This is a genomic window from Pseudomonas sp. OA65 (assembly GCF_017498305.1).
Taxonomy (GTDB): Bacteria; Pseudomonadota; Gammaproteobacteria; order Pseudomonadales; family Pseudomonadaceae; genus Aquipseudomonas; species Aquipseudomonas zanjanensis.
Genome location: NZ_JAGDEZ010000020.1, coordinates 1 through 20,181, shown reverse-complemented (window position 1 = coordinate 20,181; position 20,181 = coordinate 1). Strand labels below are relative to the sequence as shown.

Sequence of the window (20,181 nt, the reverse complement as noted above, 5' to 3'; positions counted from 1 at the left end):
GGAGCTGTCGAGTGCAACGAGGCTGCGATCTTTGCGCTGACCATTGAATCGCAAGTGAAAGATCAAAAGATCGCAGCCTCGCTTCGCTCGGCAGCTCCTACAGTCCGGGATAGGAGCATGGATTTTTAGCGATCCCGGTTCCGAGGGTATTGCCCTGGATCAGGCACTGATACGCGCCTCGCTGGCCAGGCGATTGATGGCGTGCTCCAGTTCTTCCAGGGCGGCGGCGGCCTTGGGGTCCTGTTGCTTGAGCAGGGTTTCGCTGCGCTGGCAGGCCGCACGCAATTGCGGCACGCCGCAGTAGCGGGTGGCGCCGTGCAGACGGTGGACCCGTTCAATCAGCGCGTTGTGATCGTTGGCCTCGCTGGCCTGGCGGATGGCTTCGCGGTCGGCTTCCAGGGACGCCAGCAGCATCGCCAGCATGTCCGCCGCCAGGTCGGCCTTGCCGGCGGCCAGGCGCAAGCCTTCTTCGTGATCGAGCACCAGCAGCTCGCTGGCACCCTGGGCATCGTTGCTGCGCTCCGGCGACTGGTTGCGCAGGGCCAGGCCGGTCCACTTGAGCACCACCTGGGCCAGTTGCCGTTCGCTGATGGGTTTGGTCAGGTAGTCGTCCATGCCGCTTTGCAGCAGGGCGCGCTTTTCGTTGGCCATGGCGTGGGCGGTGAGGGCAACGATCGGCAGCGGCGTGCAGTGCCGCTCGCTTTCCCACTGGCGGATTGCCTCGGTGCTCTGGCGACCGTCCATGCCAGGCATCTGCACGTCCATCAACACTAGGTCGAAGGTTTCCTTCTGCACGGCCTTGACCGCCGCGTAGCCGCTTTCCACCGCCAGCACCTTGGCGCCCATGTCTTCGAGCAGGGTCTGCACCAGCAACAGGTTGGCCGGGTTGTCGTCCACGCACAGCACTTTCGGGGCGCGGCTGGAAACCGGCTCGCTGGGTTCGCTGCGGGTCGGGCGCGGGTTGACCAGGTCGGACAGCGAACGACGCAACTTGCGGGTGCAGGCCGGCTTGGCCTGCAACTGGCTGTGGGGGTTGGGCACCGAGAGGTGGTACAGGGTCTGTTCGGTGGTGGGACACAGCACGAGCACTTTGCAGCCCAGGTGCTCAAGGTCCCAGATGTGCTGGTTGAGGCGCTCCGGCGGCATGTCGTTGCTGGTGATGCCCAGCACGGCCAGATCGATCGCCTTGTCGGTCTGGTGGGCGACGGTGATGCCGTTGGTCAGGCTCTCCAGGGTGTTGAACGGCGTCACTTGCAGGCCGCAGTCTTCGAGTTGGTGCTGCAAGGCCTGGCGGGCCAGTTCATGATTCTCCAGCACCGCCACGCGCCGGCCCAGCAACGGCGGGCCCGGCAGATCCTCGGCATCGTCACGGGTCTTGGGCAGGCGCAGGCTGATCCAGAACTCCGAGCCTTCGCCCGGCGTGCTGTCGACGCCGATCTCGCCGCCCATCTGTTCCACCAGACGCTTGGAAATCACCAGGCCCAAGCCCGTGCCACCCGGTTGCCGCGACAGTGAGTTGTCGGCCTGGCTGAACGCTTGGAACAGCGCCCGCACGTCCTGGTTGGACAGGCCGATGCCGGTGTCCTGGATGCTGATGCGCAACTGCACGCTGTCTTCGTGCTCATCTTCGAGCATGGCCCGGGCGACGATGGTGCCCTCGCGGGTGAACTTGATGGCGTTGCTCACCAGGTTGGTGAGGATCTGCTTGAGGCGCAGTGGATCGCCCACCAGCGACAGCGGCGTGTCTCGGTAGACCAGGCTCACCAGTTCCAATTGCTTGGCGTGAGCCGCGGGGGCGAGGATGGTCAGGGTGTCCTGCAGCAGGTCCCGCAGGTTGAACGGAATGTTGTCGAGCACCAGCTTGCCGGCCTCGATCTTCGAAAAGTCGAGGATCTCGTTGATGATGCCCAGCAGGCTGTCGGCGGATTTCTCGATGGTGCCCAGGTAGTCGAGCTGGCGCGGGGTCAGTTCGCTTTTCTGTAAGAGGTGGGTAAAACCGAGGATACCGTTGAGCGGCGTGCGGATTTCATGGCTCATGTTCGCCAGGAACTCGGATTTGATCCGGCTCGCTTCCAGCGCTTCCTTGCGGGCCAGGTCCAGCTCGATGTTCTGGATCTCGATGGTTTCCAGGTTCTGGCGCACGTCTTCGGTGGCCTGGTCGATGCTGTGCTGCAATTCTTCCTGGGCGTTCTGCAAGGTGCTGGCCATGCGGTTGATGCCCGAGGCCAACTCATCCAGCTCCTGGCTGCCCAGTGGTGGCAGGCGGGTTTCCAGGTGGCCGTCCTTGAGTTGCGCCACGGCTTGCTTGATCTGGCTCAGCGGACGGTTGATCGTGCGGCCCATGCGCAAGGCCAGCAGCGCGGTCAAACACAGGCCGGCGCCGATCAGCAACAGGCTGGCGAACAGGCTGCGATAACCGCGCAGCAACATGCCGCTGTGGGACAACTCCAGCTCGACCCAGCCCAGCAGGCGGTCGGCCTCTTCGGGGATCAGCTCGCCCGCCAGGTTGCGGTGCTTGCCGAATACCGGCAGCAGGTAGCGCGTGGCGTCATTGCCGGTGCGTTGCAGCAACTGCGTACCGTTGCCCTCCGGCGCCCGGTTGAGCATGGTCGGGCCGGCGTGGGCCAGCGGCGCGCGGTCAGGGGCGAGGAAGGTCACGGCGCGCACGTCCGCTTGCTCGAGGGACTGCGTGGCGACGCGCTCCAGCAGATCGGTGTCCTGGCGGCTCATGGCCGGAGCGACCAGCGGTGCCAACTGTTCGGCGATCATCTCGCCCCGTTGCAGCAATTGGGCATGCAAGTCCGCTTGCTGCATCCAAGTGAAATAGCCGCCCAGGACCAGCGCCATCAGGCTGGTCGGCAACAGGGTCAGCAACAGCACACGGCCTTTGATTCCCAGTTTCTTGAGCACACTTGTCTCCTGCATCCAGCGGTCTGATTGAACTGTGCGCGCATCCGGCACGCACCACCTGCGCAGTGTAGCGATTTGCGGGCGGGGGATCTTTGTAAAAATGGTGTCTGCTGTGCATCGGTTCGACCGGAGGCTTGTTGCAGTGGGATCTGCAATCGTTTGGTGGGTGTTCGCTGGCAGACCAGGAATGCAACCGTATCTTCGATCTGCTCACGCGCCTCGATGCTCCCGCCCAGGGGGACGGCTGTGGGCGCGGAATGGCAGGAGGGGGTGATTGATCCATGGGTTGGTGCTCAGTCGTACGAAAAGATGAGCAGTCATGCTGTGGATGGAAGTGCAAGCCTAGGCAATCGGCTTTCTTTGATTGAAAATTTTTCAGCTCAAGTCTCAGAATCACTTTCTAAGTTGCTTAGGTAACGTGTGAGGCTTTTTCTTACATTGGTCTGTTGAAGATCTTGGAAAGTTATGCCGTACCGCGGCGGGACGTAGATCTTCTCATGGGCGTCCGTTTGGGTCACCCCTACATGTGTAGGGTGCAGATTTTTGTATTTGGTCGCTATCGTTGAATCGAAGGTGCTGGTCGGCGCAGCATAGATAGGTTGAGCGATCTATGGAAAATATAAGATTTGCACGAATTCTTCGTGGGTTTCAAAACGGAAAAAATACATGCATTTTTGTTGCGATCTTCAAAGTAAATTTTTATTTTTTATCGGGCTATTAATTCGGTCGGCTACGTAGTTTTGAGCGCGGCGGTGTTCTTTTAAGTAGGTGAAATATGGGGTGTATACTGTTCTCGGTTCTTCTTTCTCTTGGGGGTGGTTGTGTTTTAATGGGGGCGATTGAGGCTTTTGCTTATGTTCTAAAATATTGGTGTGGGTATGTGCTTCCCAAAATGTATAAGCATCTGGTTGTACTGCCGTTTGTTGTGTGGTTCGTTATATTTGTGGTGCCTTCGTTAATGGTGGGTTTTGGTTGCTGAATTTGCGATGTTACAGGGGGGCGGTGTTTGATTGAAGTCGTGGTTGGCGCTGTAAGCTGTGATCTGGTGTTTTGATTAGGAGGGTGGTGTGAATAATGAAGTGGTATTGAGTTATTTTGATTTCTCTGTCTATTTGGTGGGGAGTGTATTGATTCTTAATGTTTTAAGTTTTCTTAAGGTGGGTTTGTGGTTGGTCTTGCTTGTGGTGTTTATTTGGCTTTTGTTTATTTTGATGTTGTGTTTTAAGGGGCGTAGATTGTTCTGGTTGGAAGGAGAATATATTTGCTTTAGACGTGGATTTAAGACGGTGTCGTTTGATCGAGGTGTTGTTGAGGTGAGTGTTAGAAATTGTGTGTTTGCACCAATTGAGGTAGTGATAAATATGCCTGGGCGAAGGGAGGTTTTTTTACTGCCAAGGTTTATACCTGAAGAGCAGCGAGAGTTTGTGATTAAGATGATTGAAAGGTTTTGCTTGGAGCATAATATAACTTATCTGTGATTTTGTTGGGTTTGAGCCTCGGGTTGTCGATATTTTACTTCAAATGAGTGAGGGTAGGCTGATGTTAAGTGTCTAGCTCCTTTGTATTGGTGTGGTTTGTGTGTTCGATTGCAATGGAGAGATGTCTATGTTGTTGGAAGGTGTGACAGGGGCTGTGGCGGGTTTAGCAATAGGGTTGTTTTTTAAAGGTATTGAATTCATCTTGAAAAGAGTGTGTGGTTATGTTGTCTCGGAGGGATATAAGCAGTTGTACTTTTTTTGGGAATTATGTTCATGGTTGTGTATGGGTTGCCTGCTTTGTATGCTTATATTGATGTCAGTTAAGTTTTGTGCTCAGGAGATCCCGTCTGCGTAAGTGGTTTGATTCTATATCTTTAATGGCGCGATACTGAAGGGGTGTAAAGCGCGTAATGCTTTTAAGGTTTGTTTAGCTTCTCCGAGAATAACTTCCCTCTGGAATTTACCCCTTTCTTTCGTAAAATTGAGGAGACGTATTCTCGCACCGTGAAATCGCTAATGCCGAGCGCTAAAGCTATTCTTTTGTTTGTTTCGCCTTGCAGAAGCAACTGCAAAACTTCGTGCTCTCGCTTTGTTAAGTCTTTATTGTTTTTCTTCAATTGTCTGTTCCTTGGCTAAGATCGAGCGCTGAATTGCTTGGTAATAATATTATCGGTATATCTGATGACTCGCTAGTTCATGGATGTCTCGATGAGTCGCGGGAAAGATCCGATAAAAAATCGTGTTCCTACAGATTTTTATGTGTTGCGAGGAAAGAACTTCCCTTGTGGGGTAATAAGTACTACAGAAAGAGGCAGGTCTGACAGTTGGATGGAGCGAATATGGAGGAAATAGCTCTCTATATCTTCTCCCTGTTCGAATACGTTCCTGTCGTCCTGGGGCTGCGTTGGGTCAGGTAACGTAACGTCCCATAAATCATCGAGCGGGGCCTCCATGGCGAGGAAGCTTGCTCTCACCGGGGCGCAACTTTCATCTCCAGCTCGAGCGGCGCAGCCAGGCTGTCAATGGATTTACGGAAGTCGACGGGGTTGGGGTGTGGATAGGCTTTTCGACTTGGGTGTCGGGTCGATCATGGCGGATGGGCTTCAGAAGGGGGGCGGGAGCGCAGCATTCGAGATCAGATGGAAGGTTTGAAGGCGGGGTTTTAACTTTATGTATAAGTCAACGATTAAAGCCTTGGCGCAGGGACAGGTCTGGCCACCCAGTTAGCCATTGATCACAACCAGCGTGCCGGCAGCCAATTCGCGTTTTCCATTCAGGCAAGGAAAGCCGAGGAGTGGGGGAGCGTCGGGGAGGGCGCACCAGTCCCAACCCCGCGAACCTGTTAGATCCTCTCCTACTCTCGACGTATATCACGTGCCCGCTCACCCTCCCCAGTCACCAGCCACGCTTCACTGACACTCAGCAAACGTGCCAACGGCTCCACCCGCGACCGAGGTATACCCCGCGTGCTCCAGTTCGTCAGGCATTGAGGGCTGATACCGAGCACCTTGGCAAACCCTGAGGGAGAGATGTCGTATTCTTCCAATAGATTGCGCAAGCGTTGCCCGCAAGTCCGCCGGGTGTTGGGTTGTGGATCCTTTTGTTTCGCGTCGACCATCGTTATTGCTCACATCTACTAATACGTTTAGCGGTACAACTTAGAGAACACGGAGCAAAGCCAGATACCCCTGACCGCTTGGTCATCAATACAAAAGGAAAGAGCCCACAGACAGGCAGGAGGAGTGCTTACAGACGATGCTTACAACAGAATGCATCGGCGATTTGAGCGCTAGGGTCTGTAGGAAAAGGATTGCGTGGTGTACCGAATCGACTCCATGGGCCTGAGCATCACCCGCGCGCGAGGATCCGGTGGCGAGTGATCAAGCTCCTCCGCAAAGCAGCACACGCCTCGCTTATTCCCATAAGCCATAACCCCCTCACTTTGCGTGATATGGCCTCGCCGGGTTTGCCGGTATGATAGGCGCCCCCGCAGCCCGGATTGCGAATACGCCATGACTTTGCAGTACCCCACCATCGCCGATTGCGTCGGCAACACTCCGCTGGTCCGCTTGCAGCGCCTGCCCGGCGTGACCACCAATACGCTTTTGCTCAAGCTCGAAGGGAATAACCCGGCGGGTTCGGTCAAGGACCGGCCAGCGTTGTCGATGATCACCCGTGGTGAATTGCGCGGGCAGATCCATCCCGGCGATACGCTGATCGAGGCAACTTCCGGCAACACCGGTATTGCCTTGGCGATGGCGGCGGCGATCAAGGGTTACAAGATGATCCTCATCATGCCCGACAACTCCAGCGCCGAGCGCAAGGCGGCGATGACGGCCTATGGCGCCGAGTTGATCCTGGTGACTCAGGAGGAGGGCATGGAAGGCGCCCGGGACCTGGCCGAGCGCATGCAGGCCGAGGGGCGCGGCAAGGTGTTGGATCAGTTCGCCAACGGCGACAATCCCGAGGCCCACTACACCACCACCGGCCCTGAGATCTGGCGCCAGACCGACGGCACCATCACCCATTTCGTCAGCTCGATGGGCACCACCGGCACCATCATGGGCACCTCGCGCTACCTGAAAGAACAGAACCCCAATGTGCAGATCATCGGCCTGCAACCGATGGAAGGCTCGGCCATCCCCGGCATTCGCCGCTGGCCAGAAGAGTATCTGCCGAAGATCTACCAGGCCGACCGGGTGGACCGGATCATCGACATGGCCCAAAGCGAAGCCGAGGATGTGACCCGTCGCTTGGCTCGCGAAGAAGGCATCTTCTGTGGCGTGTCTTCGGGCGGTGCCGTAGCGGGGATGCTGCGCTTGTCCAAGGAATTGGAGAATGCGGTGATTGTCGCGATCATCTGTGACCGTGGCGACCGTTACCTGTCGACCGGCATTTTCGACGCGCCCAACTGATGGCCAAGCATGAAAGAGGCTTGCGCTTCCAGCCCAGCGGCGGAAGCCGGGCCCCGCAAGTGCCCACCGGTAAAAAGCAGCGCTTGACCATTGAACGCCTGGCCAACGATGGCCGGGGCATTGCGTTTGTCGACGGCCGCACCTGGTTCGTCATCGGCGCCCTGGCCGGTGAAGAGGTCGAGGCGCGGGTACTCGGAGCTCACGGCAAAGTGGTCGAGGCGCGCACCGAGCGCGTATTCCTGTCCAGCGAACTGCGCCGCCCAGCGCCGTGCATTCATGCCGGTCGTTGCGGCGGATGCAGCGTCCAACATTTGCCCCATGACGAACAACTCGCCCTGAAACAGCGCATGCTCGCCGAGCAACTGTCGCGGGTGGCCGGTGTCGAGCCCGATGAATGGGCGGCGCCGTTGAGTGGGCCGGAGTTTGGTTATCGACGTCGCGCCCGGGTGGCGGTGCGTTGGGACCAGAAGGCGAAAAACCTCGAAGTGGGTTTCCGCGCCGCCGGCAGCCAGGACATCGTCGCCATTGGTGATTGCCCGGTGCTGGTACAGCCCTTGCAGCCGATCATGAGCCGCCTGCCGGACATGCTGCGACGCTTGAGCAAACCCCAGGCGCTGGGGCATGTGGAATTGTTCGCCGGTTCGTCCCTTGCGGTACTGCTGCGCCACATGGCGCCGCTGTCGGAGGCCGACCTGATGATCCTCAAGGATTTCTGCGCGTTTCATGAGGCCCAGTTGTGGCTGCACGGTGAAGGTGAGCCGCAACCGGTCGAGCCCGGGCAAGCGCTGGGGTTTCGCCTGGATGCCTGGGATCTTGAGCTGGCGTACCGGCCCGGGGATTTCATCCAGGTGAACGCCGGGGTCAACGAGGCGATGATCGCCCAGGCCCTGCAATGGCTGGCGCCGCGCCCCGAGGAACGGGTGCTGGATCTGTTCTGCGGCTTGGGCAACTTTGCCTTGCCGCTGGCCAAGAGCGTGCGCCAAGTGGTGGCCGTCGAAGGCGTGCAAACCATGGTGGACCGTGCGGCGGCCAATGCCGTCAGCAACAATTTGAATAACACTGCCTTTTTTCAGGCCGATTTATCCCAGCCTCTGGCGGATGTCGAATGGATCGGCGAAGGCTTTTCTGCGGTACTCTTGGACCCACCCCGTGACGGTGCTTTCGAGGTGGTGCGCAAGCTGTCGTCCCTGGGTGCCAAACGGTTGGTTTATGTATCGTGCAACCCGGCAACTTTGGCCCGGGATACGGTCGAACTGATCAAGCAGGGCTACCGGTTAAAACGTGCCGGGATTCTCGATATGTTTCCTCAAACGGCGCATGTCGAGGCCATGGCGTTATTTGAAGCGAGCCAGGATGGCTTGTCCGACTGACCCGTTCGTGCCAACCCGCCATAGCCTTGGGCGGAAACACGGACAGCGAAGGTCAGCGAAGTTGACGCATTGAATCTGCGTCGTAGGGAAGGTAAGTAAAGATGGTACAGGTGAGAGCACACCAGCCGATCAACACCGACGGCAGTATCAATCTCGAGGCTTGGCTCGATCACGCGGTCAGTATCGACACGGCACTGGATCGCGAAGCCTTGAAGGCCGCCTGCGAGTTTGCGCGCGAGGCGGAGCAGCAACACAACGCGGCGAAGAACCTGTGGTCCGAAGGCACCTCGAGTTTCCAGACGGGCCTGGAGATCGCCGAAATTCTCGCTGACCTCAAGCTCGACCAGGACTCCCTGGTGGCGGCGGTGCTGTACCGCGGCGTGCGCGAAGGGCAGATCCAGCTCCCGGTGGTCAGCCAGCGCTTCGGCACCGTGGTGGCCAAGTTGATCGACGGCGTGCTGCGCATGGCGGCCATCAGCGCCAGCCTCAGCCCGCGCCAGTCCATGGTGCTGGGCACCCAGGGCCAGGTGGAAAACCTGCGCAAGATGCTGGTGGCGATGGTCGACGACGTGCGCGTCGCGCTGATCAAGCTGGCCGAACGCACCTGTGCGATCCGCGCCGTGAAGTCCGCCGATGACGAAAAGCGCAATCGCGTTGCCCGGGAGGTGTTCGACATCTATGCGCCCCTGGCCCACCGTCTCGGCATCGGCCACATCAAGTGGGAGCTGGAGGACCTGTCCTTCCGCTACCTGGAACCCGACCAATACAAGCAGATCGCCAAGCTGTTGCATGAGCGGCGCCTGGATCGCGAGCGCTTCATCACCGATGTGATGACTCAGTTGCGCGAAGAGTTGCAGGCCACCGGCGTCGAAGCCGACATCAGTGGCCGGGCCAAGCACATTTACTCGATCTGGCGAAAAATGCAGCGCAAGGGCCTGGAATTCAGCCAGATCTACGACGTTCGCGCCGTTCGCGTACTGGTCCCGGAAATGCGCGACTGCTACACCGCGCTGGGGATTGTCCACACGTTGTGGCGGCACATTCCGAAGGAGTTCGACGACTACATCGCCAACCCCAAGGAAAACGGCTATCGCTCGCTGCACACCGCGGTGATCGGCCCCGAGGGCAAGGTCCTGGAAGTGCAGATCCGCACCCACGCCATGCACGAGGAAGCCGAGCTGGGCGTCTGCGCCCACTGGAAATACAAGGGCACCGACGTCAAGTCCGGGTCCAACCACTACGAAGAGAAAATCTCGTGGCTGCGCCAGGTGCTGGAGTGGCATGAGGAACTGGGCGACATCGGTGGCCTGGCCGAACAGCTGCGCGTCGACATCGAGCCGGACCGGGTCTATATCTTCACGCCCGACGGCCACGCCATCGACCTGCCCAAGGGCGCGACCCCGCTGGACTTCGCCTACCGCGTCCACACCGAGATCGGCCACAACTGCCGTGGCGCCAAGATCAACGGGCGGATCGTGCCGCTCAACTACAGCCTGCAGACCGGTGAACAGGTCGAGATCATCACCAGCAAGCACGGCACGCCGAGCCGCGACTGGCTGAACCCGAACCTGGGGTACATCACTACGTCCCGGGCGCGGGCGAAAATCGTCCACTGGTTCAAATTGCAGGCCCGCGACCAGAACGTCGCCGCCGGCAAGACCCTGCTCGAACGTGAACTCGGTCGCCTGGGCCTGCCGCAGGTGGATTTCGACAAGCTGGCCGAAAAAGCCAACATGAAGACCGCCGAGGACATGTTTGCCGCGCTGGGTGCCGGCGATCTGCGCCTGGCGCAGTTGGTCAACCTGGCCCAGCAACTGGTGGAGCCGGAGCGGGGCAACGAGCAACTGGAGCTGATCCCGCGCAAGGCCACCGGCTACAAGCCAGGCAAGCGCGGCGATATCCAGATCCAGGGCGTGGGCAACCTGATGACCCAGATGGCCGGCTGCTGCCAGCCATTGCCGGGGGATGCGATCGTCGGCTACATCACCCAGGGCCGTGGCGTGAGCATTCACCGCCAGGACTGCGCCTCGGTGCTGCAACTGGCCGGTCGCGAGCCGGAGCGGATCATCCAGGTCAGCTGGGGCCCGGTACCGGTGCTCACCTATCCGGTGGACATCGTCATCCGCGCCTACGACCGATCCGGCCTGCTGCGCGACGTCTCCCAGGTGTTGCTGAACGAGCGGATCAACGTGCTGGCGGTCAACACTCGTTCGAACAAGGAAGACAACACTGCGCTGATGTCCCTGACCATCGAGATTCCGGGGCTGGATGCACTGGGGCGGTTGTTGGGGCGGATTTCCCAGTTGCCGAATATCATCGAGACCCGGCGTAACCGGACGCCGGGTTAAAGGTCTGGCGTGGTCCAGGAATGTGAGAGCTGGCCTGTGGGAGCAAAGCTTGCTCGCGATTGGGGGTGGACCCAGCCTATATGGAGACTGACCCACCGCTATCGCGAGCAAGCTTTGCTCCCACAGGTTTGCTCCACAGGGATTTTTTTGTGGTGGGATGATTGATGTACAGCCTCGAAGACCTGCTCCACCTGATGAACCGCCTGCGGGACCCGCAGTACGGCTGCCCGTGGGACATCAAGCAAACCTACGCCACCATCGTCCCTCATACCCTGGAAGAAGCCTACGAAGTGGCCGATGCGATCGAGCGCGGCGATTTCGATCACTTGCAAGGCGAGCTGGGCGATCTGTTGTTCCAGGTGGTGTATTACAGCCAGTTGGCCGGGGAAGAAAACCGCTTCGAATTCGCCGGCGTGGTCGACAGCATCACCCGCAAGCTGATTCGCCGTCACCCCCATGTGTTTCCTACCGGAGATCTGTATGCGCCCATGGACATCCCGCGCCTGAGCGAAGAGCAGGTCAAGCAGCGCTGGGAGGAAATCAAGGCCGAGGAACGGGCCGAGAAGGCCACGGCGCCCGAGCAGTTGTCGCTGCTCGACGATGTGCCGGCGGCGCTGCCAGCCTTGTCCCGTTCGGCAAAATTGCAGAAGCGGGCCGGCCAGGTCGGTTTCGACTGGCCAGGTCCTTTGCCGGTGCTCGACAAAGTCCGGGAGGAACTGGACGAAGTGCTCGAAGCCATGGCTGACAACGACCCCGTGGCCATCAGCGACGAGATCGGCGATCTGCTGTTCAGCGTGGTGAACCTGGCGCGCCACCTCAAGGTCGACCCGGAAACCGCGCTGCGCGACGCCAACGGGAAATTCGAGCGACGCTTCCGATTTATCGAACAGGCATTGCGCGACACCCATCGCCCAATGGAAGATTGCACCCTCGAAGAGTTGGACGCCTTATGGGGCGAAGCCAAACGTCAGGAAAAGAATTTGCCCAGCTGTGGCTGAGGCCGTTGCCTAAGTGAGTAAGCACCATGAGCCTTTCCCTTCGCGACCAGTTGCTCAAAGCAGGGCTGGTCAACCAAAAGCAGGCCAAGCAGGTCGGCAAAGAGAAACAGAAGCAGCAACGCCTGGCCCACAAAGGCCAGATCGAACTGGATGACTCCCAGCAGCGCGCCGCCCAGGAGGCCATGGCCGAAAAGGTCAAGCGCGACCAGGAGCTCAACCGGCAGCAGCAGGAAAAGATCGAGCAGAAGGCCCGGGCCGCGCAGATCAAGCAATTGATCGAAGTCTCGCGCCTGCCGAAGCTGACCACCGAGGATTACTACAACTTCGTCGATGACAAGAAGGTCAAGCGCATCTCGGTCAATACCCTGATGCGCAACAAGTTGAGCAGTGGCTCCCTGGCGATCGTCCATCACGCCGGTGGTTACGAAGTGATCCCGCGTGAGGCGGCCCTGAAAATCCAGGAACGCGACCCCAAGCGCATTGTCCAGCTCAACACCCAGACCGAAGAAGTGGATGCCGACGATCCGTACGCGGCGTATCAGATACCTGATGATTTGATGTGGTAAGCAAGACAGCAAGCTAAACACAAAACCTGGACATCAATGTTGAATGTGCCGACTGCAGAGGTCTCCAGGAAAACTGTGGGAGCCTGTGGGAGCAAAGCTTGCTCGCGATAGCGCAGTATCAGGCAATATTGTTCTGTCTGACACAGCGCTATCGCGAGCAAGCTTTGCTCCCACAGGCACAAGTACCATAGCGGGTTTGTGTCGTTCAGGATTCTGCCATTTCACGCGAGCGCTGCCGTTCCTCTCGCTCCAGCTCAGCCTTGTAGCTATGGGCGTCCGTCTCGGAGTGGAACATCCCTACCAACAAATCCTGTTGATGCACGTCCCAGATCCGGATGCCGGCGGCAATGCCTTCGTGGGACATATGGGCGTCGTCGCGTTCAGTTACTTTCACAGTCATCTTGCAAGCTCCAATCTCTGTTATCTGCAGCAAGGCGTGTGCAGGACTTTGTTATAGGTTTGGATAGCGTGCTAAGTAAATGCCCTGGTTCGTTAAGAAGATTTCATGGAAAGTGCAACGATCCCGCAGGCTAGGCGGTGCGCGGCATTCGGTCGCAGGTGGCGTTCATGAAGAAGGTTTCATGTGGCAGCGCCAATCCTTGAGTGAGCGCAAACCCCCTGTGGAAGCGGGCTTGCTCGCGAAGAGGCCAGCCCAGGCAACAACAATTCCCCGCAAAGCGAAGGCTCAAGTCGTCGCACCGAGCCCGACGAATGGCATGCCTGCAAGAGATTTATTTAAGTGCACCTGTCAACTCTGACAGTTACCCCACTCCCCAAAATCTTGTTTACTTCTATCCAGCGCGGCGCGACTGGATGTGTTTGGGTGATGGTCGACAGTGCCTGGTCTGTTTTTCGAGATGAAACAGTCGTGGACGTTCATGGCGGTGTGGCAATCAAAGAGGACATATGATGAGTATTTCCAAGATGATATTTGTTGGATTTATGGCTGTATTCGGTTGTCTAGGTAACTCAATAATGGCGGCGGATATGCCCCAGGGAATAATTAAACTATCTGCAAATGAAGATGGGGGCGGTAAGTCATGTGCGTTGATAATTAGAGAGGGAACGGCGGTGCAGAATTTTTATATGGGAAATACTGCTTGTGCGAATGATGAAGCGAGATATTTTGCGCTTGAAAATGTACCTTCGGCCACACTAATACGATTTGATGATTCACCTTGCGACAAATATGCTGATCAGTATATGTTTACGATAAAAACAATTGTTCATCCTACTGAGACTCGTCGGATAGGTCTCAGGGAGTTGAAGGATGCTAGGGTGGATTCAATTATAGTTAGGGGGGTTCAGCTTGTAAAAAAAGAGAACGAGGGTGGATTTCAAGACGGAAAGTTGAGTTGTGTTAAGGTTTGGCGTTCCGCGTTGCCCTGAATTAAACCAGAGCTGATTGGCTTCAGAAGGGCGCTCGGCACTTATGTTCCATACGTATCGGATGATATTTTTAAACTCTGTATTTATTGTTTTTGATGTTTTTCTTTGGTGAGAACGAGCTTGCTCTTTGAGAGCTTGATAATCAGTGTCACTGCTAACTAATGTACCGTTGTCGCGGGCAACTCGTTCCCACAAGTTTATTGCCAACAGGTTCACGGGGGGCTTGAATCCGCGCATAAAAAAACCCCGCATCTGCGGGGCTTGATGTGACCGGTGTGGATCAACTGCCTTTCACAGCCTTGCCATTGACCGTACCGTCCTGGAGCATGATGTTGTACTCCTTGCCGTCGGTCTCGACCTGTTGCAGGCGCACCAGCAGGTAGTCCCAGTCCTTGGCGAACCAGAGCACGGTAATGCGCTTGCTTTGTGTCGGGTCGCGCACGCGCTCGACCTTGATCGCGTCGATCTGGCCGGCCTTGGTGTCGACCTTCTCCGAGCCCAGGACGCGGAAGTCATAGGTATCGACTTCGCCATCGTCCACGACCTGATAGCTCATGCTTTTTTTGCCGGCTGCCACATCGTGCTGCAGGGCCAACTGGTAAGTGGATTTATCGACCATGCCCCGGTTGAGCGGCAGCTTGACCGCGTCACCGCGATCGGTGCCGGTGACCATCTTGGTGTTCCAGTCGAAGTCCAGGTCGGCCTTCTTGGCCTTGCCCAGACCACCCCGTTCGAAGTGGTAGGACTGCGGCAGCAGGGTGTCCTTGTCCAGGGTCAGGGTGCTTTCTTCGGTCAGGCTGGCGATCATCATCGACGCCTTGAAGCTCAGCTTCCAGGTGCCGTTGGCTTCCTTGGTCAGGCTGCGTTCGGCAGTGCCGCTCATGGGCAACTGCTTCCAGTCGGCGGTGTAGCTGGCGGAGAACGGTTGAAGGTCTGCGGCCTGTGCCAGGGGCAAGGCAAGCAGAGCGCAAGCGAAGAGCAGGGCGCGACGCATAAAATCTCCTAGTATCGAATCAAATGGCCGCTGGCGGCGAGCAACTGGCCGTCCAGTGAGGCACCGCGATCGTCGAGGGTCAGCCTTCCTTCGGCAAACCAACGCACGGCCATCGGGTAGATCTGGTGCTCGCGGGCATGAACCCGTTGCGCCAGGCTTTGCGGCGTGTCGTGCAACTCTACCGGTATTACTGCCTGTACGACCAGTGGTCCGCCATCGAGTTCCTCGGTGACGAAGTGCACAGAGCAGCCGTGCTCTGTGTCTCCGGCCTCCAGCGCGCGCTGGTGAGTGTGTAACCCTTTGTATTTGGGCAGCAGCGAGGGGTGGATATTGAACAGGCGGCCCTGGTAGTGACGCACGAAGCCAGCGCTGAGGATGCGCATGAAACCAGCGAGTACGACCAGTTGCGGATTGAAGGTGTCGATCTGTTCGATCAGCGCGGCGTCGAAGGCTTCGCGGCCCTCGAACGCCTTGTGATCGAGGACGCGGGTGTCGATGCCTGCGTCCTTGGCACGTTGCAGGCCGTAGGCATCGGCGCGGTTGGAAATCACCGCGCGGATACGGACCGGGCTGTCGCCGGTCCGCGTGCTGTCGATCAAGGCCTGCAAGTTACTGCCGGTGCCGGACAGCAGCACCACCACGTTACAGGTTGCGGACATCAGTGCGCCTTAAGGTTTTTCAGCTCGACCTGTGCAGCGCCTTCGGCCGCGGTGGCGATCTGGCCGATGACCCAAGGCTGCTCGCCGGCTTCACGCAGGACGTTCAGGGCGATCTCGACGTGCTCCTGGGCCACGCAGATGACCATGCCCACGCCGCAGTTCAGCACGCGGTGCATTTCGGTTTCATCGACGTTGCCTTTCTCTTGCAGCCAGTCGAACACGGCCGGGCGGGTCCAGCTCGCCACGTCGACCACGGCCTGGGCGCCTTTTGGCAGAACGCGCGGGATGTTGTCCAGCAGGCCACCGCCGGTGATGTGGGCCATGGCCTTGACGGCGCCGGTGTCCTTGATCAGCTTGAGCAGCGGCTTGACGTAGATACGGGTCGGGGCCATCAGCAGGTCGGCCAGCGGCTTGCCGTCGAGCTGGGTGTTTTCAATGTCGGCACCCGAGACTTCGATGATCTTGCGGATCAGCGAGTAGCCGTTGGAGTGCGGGCCGGAGGACGGCAGGGCGAGCAAGGCATCGCCGGCGGCGACTTTCGAGCCGTCGATGATCTCGGCCTTTTCCACGACGCCGACGCAGAAGCCGGCCAGGTCGTAGTCTTCGCCTTCGTACATGCCGGGCATTTCAGCGGTTTCGCCGCCGACCAGGGAGCAGCCGGACAGTTCGCAGCCGGCGCCGATGCCGGTCACGACCTGGGCGGCGGTGTCGACGTTCAGTTTGCCGGTGGCGTAGTAGTCAAGGAAGAACAGCGGCTCGGCGCCGCAGACCACCAGATCGTTCACGCACATGGCCACCAGGTCGATGCCGATGCTGTCGTGCTTGTTCAGGTTCAGAGCCAGGCGCAGCTTGGTGCCGACGCCATCGGTGCCGGAGACCAGGACCGGTTGCTTGTAGCCGGCCGGGATCTCGCAGAGGGCGCCAAAACCGCCCAGGCCGCCCATGACTTCCGGACGCGCAGTGCGCTTGGCGACGCTCTTGATGCGTTCGACCAATGCTTCACCGGCGTCGATGTCTACACCGGCGTCCTTGTAGCTCAGGGAGGGTTGCTTGCTCATGATCCAGGCCTTTAGGGGGGATTTCTGGGTAACGACCGACGCCGGGGCCATTGAATAACCGTTGTACGAATTATTCCGGGAGCCCAGCCATTGCCGGTCTGCGAAGGCGCGCGATTTTATCAGGCTTGAGGGGCAGCGGCCATCCTCGCGCCGACGGGCAGGGACATAATCCTCGGAAAAAAACCGATATTTCTTATATTGGTACTGCGCAACGCCTCTGTATAAGGTGTAGCGGTAACCGGTTATGGTGATGACCGTGCGAAACTTCCACCGGGCGTGTGAATGTTTTGCCGGGTGCTGTGGTCTCAGCCATGCTCAATCTTCTTCACACGGCCTGTTCCAGCCGTTATGTCCGGGAATCTTCCATGCGTTTGTTCAAATTCTTGTCCGTGGGCTGCTTGTCGCTGATCAGCCTGGCGAGCCATGCCGAAACCGTCAATGGCCTTTATCAAGTGCTCGAACCGGTCACCAGTCAGACGCCGGAGGAGCGCAACCAGGCGACGTTGCGCGCCCTGGATACGCTGGTGCTGCGCCTGACCGGCGATGCCAAGGCGGCCCAGAATCCCGGGTTGGCGGCCATCCGCCAGGACCCGCAACAGATCATTCTTCAATATGGCTACGACGCCGGCCCGCCGGAAAGCCTCAAGGTGGACTTCGACCCGGCGAGCACCGACCGGGCGCTGCGCTCGGCAGGCTTGTCGCTGTGGAGCGCTAACCGGCCATCGATCCTCGGTTGGTGGCTGAGCGATTCGGCCGAAGGCTCCAGCCTGGTGGGCGATGGCCAGGCCAGCGCCACGCCGCTGCGGCGTGCTGCACAGCATCGGGGCCTGGCACTGCACCTGCCGCTGGCGGATCTGAGCGAGCAGATCGTCGCCACCGCGCCGAACCTGGAAGGCAACGATCCGGCACCCTTGCGTGATGCGTCGGAGCGCTACGCGACAGACGCCTTGCTGGCGGTCCATGCCAAGGAGGAGGGCGGGCAGTGGCAGGGAACCTGGCGCCTGTGGCTGGGGGACCAACGTGAGCAGGGCACTGCCCAGGGCGCCGATCCTGCGGCCTTGGCCGATGCAATCATGCTTGCGGTGAGCCAGCGCCTGGCGCCGAGTTTCGTCGCCAAGCCGGGTGTGGCCACCGAACAACTGTTGGAAGTGCAGGGCATGAACCTGGAGCGCTACGCGGCGCTGGGGCGTTTGCTCGAACCGTTCGGTGGGCAGTTGCAGCGGGTCGAAGCGGATCGGATCGTCTATAAGGTCAACGGCAGCGCCGAGCAACTGAAGGCGCAATTGGCCCTGGCAAAACTGCAGGAGGTTCCACCCGGCGAGGCTGTCGCGCCGGTGCCGATGGCTCCGCCCGCCGCCGATGGTTCGGCCCCGGTTGCAGCACCTGCGCCTGCACCGGCCGCCAATCTGCGATTCCGCTGGTAGGTTTCTTTCTTTATATAGCTAGGAGTGGTTCATGGGCGATACGCGGCGTTGGTTCTGGTTGGGTGGGGTCGCCCTGCTGTTCGCGTTTATCTATCTGCTGCACCCGATCCTCACACCGTTCCTGGTTGCGTTGCTGTTGGCCTACCTGTTCGACCCGGTGGTGGATCGCCTGGAAAAACTCGGCCTGTCGCGGACATGGGGCGTGGTGACGGTCTTTGCGTTGTTCACCTTGATCGTGGTCGCGTTGCTGCTGGTGCTGATCCCGATGCTCGCCAAGCAACTGTTGCGCCTGTACGAATTGGCGCCGCAGATGCTCGATTGGTTGCAGCACAGCGCGGTGCCGTGGGTGCAGTCGAAATTGGGGCTGGCCGACGGCTTCTGGAAGTTCGACAAGGTTAAGGCGGCCATCAGCGAGCACATGGGCCAGACCACCGATATCGTCGGCGTGGTGTTGAGCCAGGCCACGGCCTCGAGCCTGGCGTTGATGGGCTGGCTGGCGAACCTGGTGCTGATTCCCGTGGTGGCTTTCTATTTGCTGCGGGACTGGGACTTGATGATGGCCAAGATTCGCAGTCTGCTGCCGCGTCATCGCGAAGAACGCATCATGACCCTGACCGGCGAATGCCACGAAGTATTGGGAGCGTTCGTGCGCGGGCAACTGCTGGTGATGGTGGCCCTGGGTTTCATCTATGCGGCAGGGCTGATGCTGGTCGGGCTGGAGCTAGGGCTGTTGATTGGCTTGATCGCCGGGCTGGCGGCTATCGTCCCGTACATGGGCTTTGTGATCGGTATTGGCGCGGCATTGGTCGCCGGGTTGTTCCAGTTCGGCGGAGACTTGTACCCGATGGTTGGCATCGTGGCGGTGTTCATGGTCGGGCAGGCCTTGGAGGGCATGGTGCTGACGCCGCTGTTGGTGGGCGACCGCATTGGCCTGCATCCGGTGGCGGTGATCTTTGCGATCCTGGCGGGGGGTGAGTTGTTCGGCTTCACCGGAATCCTGCTGGCGCTGCCAGTGGCGGCGGTGATCATGGTGCTGGTGCGGCATATGCACGATCTTTATAAAGATTCCGATATCTACAGTGGCGTCGAAGACCCCGATCTATAGGGCAAATGGCAGGCGGGGTGTCAGGGAAACTGACGCTCCGCCCCCTTGCCGCTGCAAACCTTTGATTTTGCTCGTGGTCCGGCGCATTGTGCGGTCCGCGTCACGGGTATAAACTTTGCGCACTTTACACAGAGGCCACTAACGGTTCCCGAGGAACTGTTCAGTCAGCATGAAACCGATTCAGCTGCCCCTAGGTGTGCGTCTGCGTGATGACGCCACCTTTATCAACTACTACCCAGGCGCCAATGCCGCTGCACTCGGCTATGTCGAGCGGCTTTGCGAAGCCGACGCCGGCTGGACCGAAAGCCTGATCTATCTGTGGGGCAAGGACGGGGTAGGGCGCACGCACCTGTTGCAGGCCGCGTGCCTGCGGTTCGAGCAATTGGGTGAACCGGCGGTGTACCTGCCGTTGGCCGAGTTGCTCGATCGCGGCGTCGAAATCCTCGACAACCTCGAACAGTACGAACTGGTGTGCCTGGACGATCTCCAGGCCGTGGCCGGCAAGGCTGACTGGGAAGAAGCGCTGTTCCATCTGTTCAATCGGCTGCGCGACAGCGGTCGACGCTTGCTGATCGCGGCCTCGACCTCGCCTCGGGAGCTGCCGGTGAAGCTGGCGGATCTCAAGTCCCGTCTCACCCTGGCGCTGATCTTCCAGATGCGCCCGCTGTCCGACGAAGACAAACTCCGTGCCTTGCAACTGCGCGCTTCCCGTCGCGGCCTGCACCTGACCGACGAAGTCGGGCATTTCATTCTCACCCGCGGCACCCGTAGCATGAGCGCATTGTTCGAGCTGCTCGAACGCCTCGACCAGGCCTCGCTCCAGGCCCAGCGCAAGCTGACTATTCCTTTTTTGAAAGAAACCCTGGGCTGGTAAAAATTTTTTGGGCGAGATCTTTTGTGGCGAGGGAGCTTGCTCCCGCTTGAGTGCGAAGCGCTCACAAAAGGGGCCGCTGCGCAGCCCAGCGGG

At 59.1% G+C, this 20,181-nt stretch carries 16 protein-coding genes; 10 read left to right on the top strand and 6 right to left on the bottom strand.

Annotated elements, in window-relative coordinates:
• Nucleotides 1-159: 159 nt before the first annotated feature.
• Nucleotides 160-2,910, bottom strand: coding sequence for a response regulator (locus J3361_RS17745; RefSeq protein ID WP_207965672.1), 2,751 nt, complete (start codon nucleotides 2,908-2,910; stop codon nucleotides 160-162).
• Nucleotides 2,911-3,977: 1,067 nt separating this feature from the next.
• Here J3361_RS17745 and J3361_RS17740 point away from each other — a divergent pair.
• The gene (locus J3361_RS17740) at nucleotides 3,978-4,388 is read left to right on the top strand and encodes a hypothetical protein (protein ID WP_207965671.1); all 411 of its coding nucleotides are present in this window, start codon (nucleotides 3,978-3,980) and stop codon (nucleotides 4,386-4,388) included.
• Between the two features lie 416 nt (nucleotides 4,389-4,804).
• Here the strand turns inward: J3361_RS17740 and J3361_RS17735 are convergent, their stop codons facing one another.
• Nucleotides 4,805-5,005: a LuxR C-terminal-related transcriptional regulator gene (locus tag J3361_RS17735; RefSeq protein WP_207965670.1), complete on the bottom strand. Its 201-nt coding sequence runs from the start codon at nucleotides 5,003-5,005 to the stop codon at nucleotides 4,805-4,807.
• Nucleotides 5,006-6,400: 1,395 nt separating this feature from the next.
• On the opposite strand from J3361_RS17735, the gene cysM reads away from it, so the two are divergent.
• The 5 genes from cysM to J3361_RS17710 all read left to right on the top strand — a co-directional run bounded on the left by cysM (nucleotide 6,401) and on the right by J3361_RS17710 (nucleotide 12,585).
• Nucleotides 6,401-7,303: a cysteine synthase CysM gene (cysM, locus tag J3361_RS17730; RefSeq protein ID WP_207965669.1), complete on the top strand. Its 903-nt coding sequence runs from the start codon at nucleotides 6,401-6,403 to the stop codon at nucleotides 7,301-7,303.
• On the top strand, nucleotides 7,303-8,673 hold the full coding sequence (gene rlmD, locus J3361_RS17725; protein ID WP_207965668.1) for a 23S rRNA (uracil(1939)-C(5))-methyltransferase RlmD: 1,371 nt from the start codon (nucleotides 7,303-7,305) through the stop codon (nucleotides 8,671-8,673). The genes cysM and rlmD overlap by 1 nt, the downstream gene beginning before the upstream one ends.
• A gap of 101 nt (nucleotides 8,674-8,774) precedes the next feature.
• A complete protein-coding gene (relA, locus tag J3361_RS17720; protein WP_186707019.1) occupies nucleotides 8,775-11,021 on the top strand; it encodes a GTP diphosphokinase in 2,247 nt (748 codons plus the stop codon).
• A 164-nt stretch (nucleotides 11,022-11,185) separates the two neighbouring features.
• Nucleotides 11,186-12,019: a nucleoside triphosphate pyrophosphohydrolase gene (gene mazG / locus J3361_RS17715; RefSeq protein WP_207965667.1), complete on the top strand. Its 834-nt coding sequence runs from the start codon at nucleotides 11,186-11,188 to the stop codon at nucleotides 12,017-12,019.
• A gap of 26 nt (nucleotides 12,020-12,045) precedes the next feature.
• Nucleotides 12,046-12,585 carry a DUF2058 domain-containing protein gene (locus tag J3361_RS17710; protein WP_207965666.1) on the top strand — a complete coding sequence of 180 codons (540 nt, stop codon included), beginning with the start codon at nucleotides 12,046-12,048 and terminating at the stop codon, nucleotides 12,583-12,585.
• A 205-nt stretch (nucleotides 12,586-12,790) separates the two neighbouring features.
• Here the strand turns inward: J3361_RS17710 and J3361_RS17705 are convergent, their stop codons facing one another.
• Nucleotides 12,791-12,985, bottom strand: coding sequence for a hypothetical protein (locus J3361_RS17705; RefSeq protein ID WP_207965665.1), 195 nt, complete (start codon nucleotides 12,983-12,985; stop codon nucleotides 12,791-12,793).
• 509 nt (nucleotides 12,986-13,494) lie between these two features.
• Here J3361_RS17705 and J3361_RS17700 point away from each other — a divergent pair.
• The gene (locus J3361_RS17700; protein ID WP_207965664.1) at nucleotides 13,495-13,974 is read left to right on the top strand and encodes a hypothetical protein; all 480 of its coding nucleotides are present in this window, start codon (nucleotides 13,495-13,497) and stop codon (nucleotides 13,972-13,974) included.
• Nucleotides 13,975-14,254: 280 nt separating this feature from the next.
• On the opposite strand, the gene J3361_RS17695 is transcribed toward J3361_RS17700, so the two are convergent.
• From J3361_RS17695 to purM, 3 genes are read right to left on the bottom strand one after another with little or no spacing between them, the layout of a single operon-like run.
• Complete coding sequence (locus tag J3361_RS17695; RefSeq protein ID WP_053124294.1) at nucleotides 14,255-14,968, bottom strand: DUF3108 domain-containing protein; 714 nt, start codon at nucleotides 14,966-14,968, stop codon at nucleotides 14,255-14,257.
• Between the two features lie 8 nt (nucleotides 14,969-14,976).
• Nucleotides 14,977-15,627 (bottom strand): phosphoribosylglycinamide formyltransferase, encoded by a 651-nt coding sequence (gene purN / locus J3361_RS17690; RefSeq protein ID WP_207965663.1) that lies wholly within the window; start codon nucleotides 15,625-15,627, stop codon nucleotides 14,977-14,979.
• On the bottom strand, nucleotides 15,627-16,685 hold the full coding sequence (purM, locus tag J3361_RS17685; RefSeq protein WP_207965662.1) for a phosphoribosylformylglycinamidine cyclo-ligase: 1,059 nt from the start codon (nucleotides 16,683-16,685) through the stop codon (nucleotides 15,627-15,629). The genes purN and purM overlap by 1 nt, the downstream gene beginning before the upstream one ends.
• A gap of 365 nt (nucleotides 16,686-17,050) precedes the next feature.
• Here purM and J3361_RS17680 point away from each other — a divergent pair, with 365 nt between their 5' ends.
• The 3 genes from J3361_RS17680 to hda all read left to right on the top strand — a co-directional run bounded on the left by J3361_RS17680 (nucleotide 17,051) and on the right by hda (nucleotide 20,088).
• Complete coding sequence (locus J3361_RS17680) at nucleotides 17,051-18,109, top strand: DUF2066 domain-containing protein (RefSeq protein ID WP_207965661.1); 1,059 nt, start codon at nucleotides 17,051-17,053, stop codon at nucleotides 18,107-18,109.
• Between the two features lie 31 nt (nucleotides 18,110-18,140).
• A complete protein-coding gene (locus J3361_RS17675) occupies nucleotides 18,141-19,214 on the top strand; it encodes an AI-2E family transporter (protein WP_207965660.1) in 1,074 nt (357 codons plus the stop codon).
• Between the two features lie 169 nt (nucleotides 19,215-19,383).
• Entirely contained in the window at nucleotides 19,384-20,088 is a 705-nt protein-coding gene (gene hda / locus J3361_RS17670) for a DnaA regulatory inactivator Hda (RefSeq protein WP_003178999.1), read from the top strand.
• The last annotated feature ends 93 nt before the right edge of the window (nucleotides 20,089-20,181 follow it).

Excerpts from the sequence above, each read along its gene's own strand:
- J3361_RS17695 (WP_053124294.1), bottom strand. The coding sequence starts at position 14,968 with ATGCGTCGCGCCCTGCTCTTCGCTTGCGCTCTGCTTGCCTTGCCCCTG.
- cysM (WP_207965669.1), top strand. The coding sequence starts at position 6,401 with ATGACTTTGCAGTACCCCACCATCGCCGATTGCGTCGGCAACACTCCG.
- purN (WP_207965663.1), bottom strand. The coding sequence starts at position 15,627 with ATGTCCGCAACCTGTAACGTGGTGGTGCTGCTGTCCGGCACCGGCAGT.
- J3361_RS17680 (WP_207965661.1), top strand. The coding sequence starts at position 17,051 with ATGCGTTTGTTCAAATTCTTGTCCGTGGGCTGCTTGTCGCTGATCAGC.
- mazG (WP_207965667.1), top strand. The coding sequence starts at position 11,186 with ATGTACAGCCTCGAAGACCTGCTCCACCTGATGAACCGCCTGCGGGAC.
- purM (WP_207965662.1), bottom strand. The coding sequence starts at position 16,685 with ATGAGCAAGCAACCCTCCCTGAGCTACAAGGACGCCGGTGTAGACATC.
- J3361_RS17710 (WP_207965666.1), top strand. The coding sequence starts at position 12,046 with ATGAGCCTTTCCCTTCGCGACCAGTTGCTCAAAGCAGGGCTGGTCAAC.
- J3361_RS17700 (WP_207965664.1), top strand. The coding sequence starts at position 13,495 with ATGAGTATTTCCAAGATGATATTTGTTGGATTTATGGCTGTATTCGGT.
- J3361_RS17705 (WP_207965665.1), bottom strand. The coding sequence starts at position 12,985 with ATGACTGTGAAAGTAACTGAACGCGACGACGCCCATATGTCCCACGAA.
- relA (WP_186707019.1), top strand. The coding sequence starts at position 8,775 with ATGGTACAGGTGAGAGCACACCAGCCGATCAACACCGACGGCAGTATC.
- J3361_RS17675 (WP_207965660.1), top strand. The coding sequence starts at position 18,141 with ATGGGCGATACGCGGCGTTGGTTCTGGTTGGGTGGGGTCGCCCTGCTG.
- rlmD (WP_207965668.1), top strand. The coding sequence starts at position 7,303 with ATGGCCAAGCATGAAAGAGGCTTGCGCTTCCAGCCCAGCGGCGGAAGC.
- hda (WP_003178999.1), top strand. The coding sequence starts at position 19,384 with ATGAAACCGATTCAGCTGCCCCTAGGTGTGCGTCTGCGTGATGACGCC.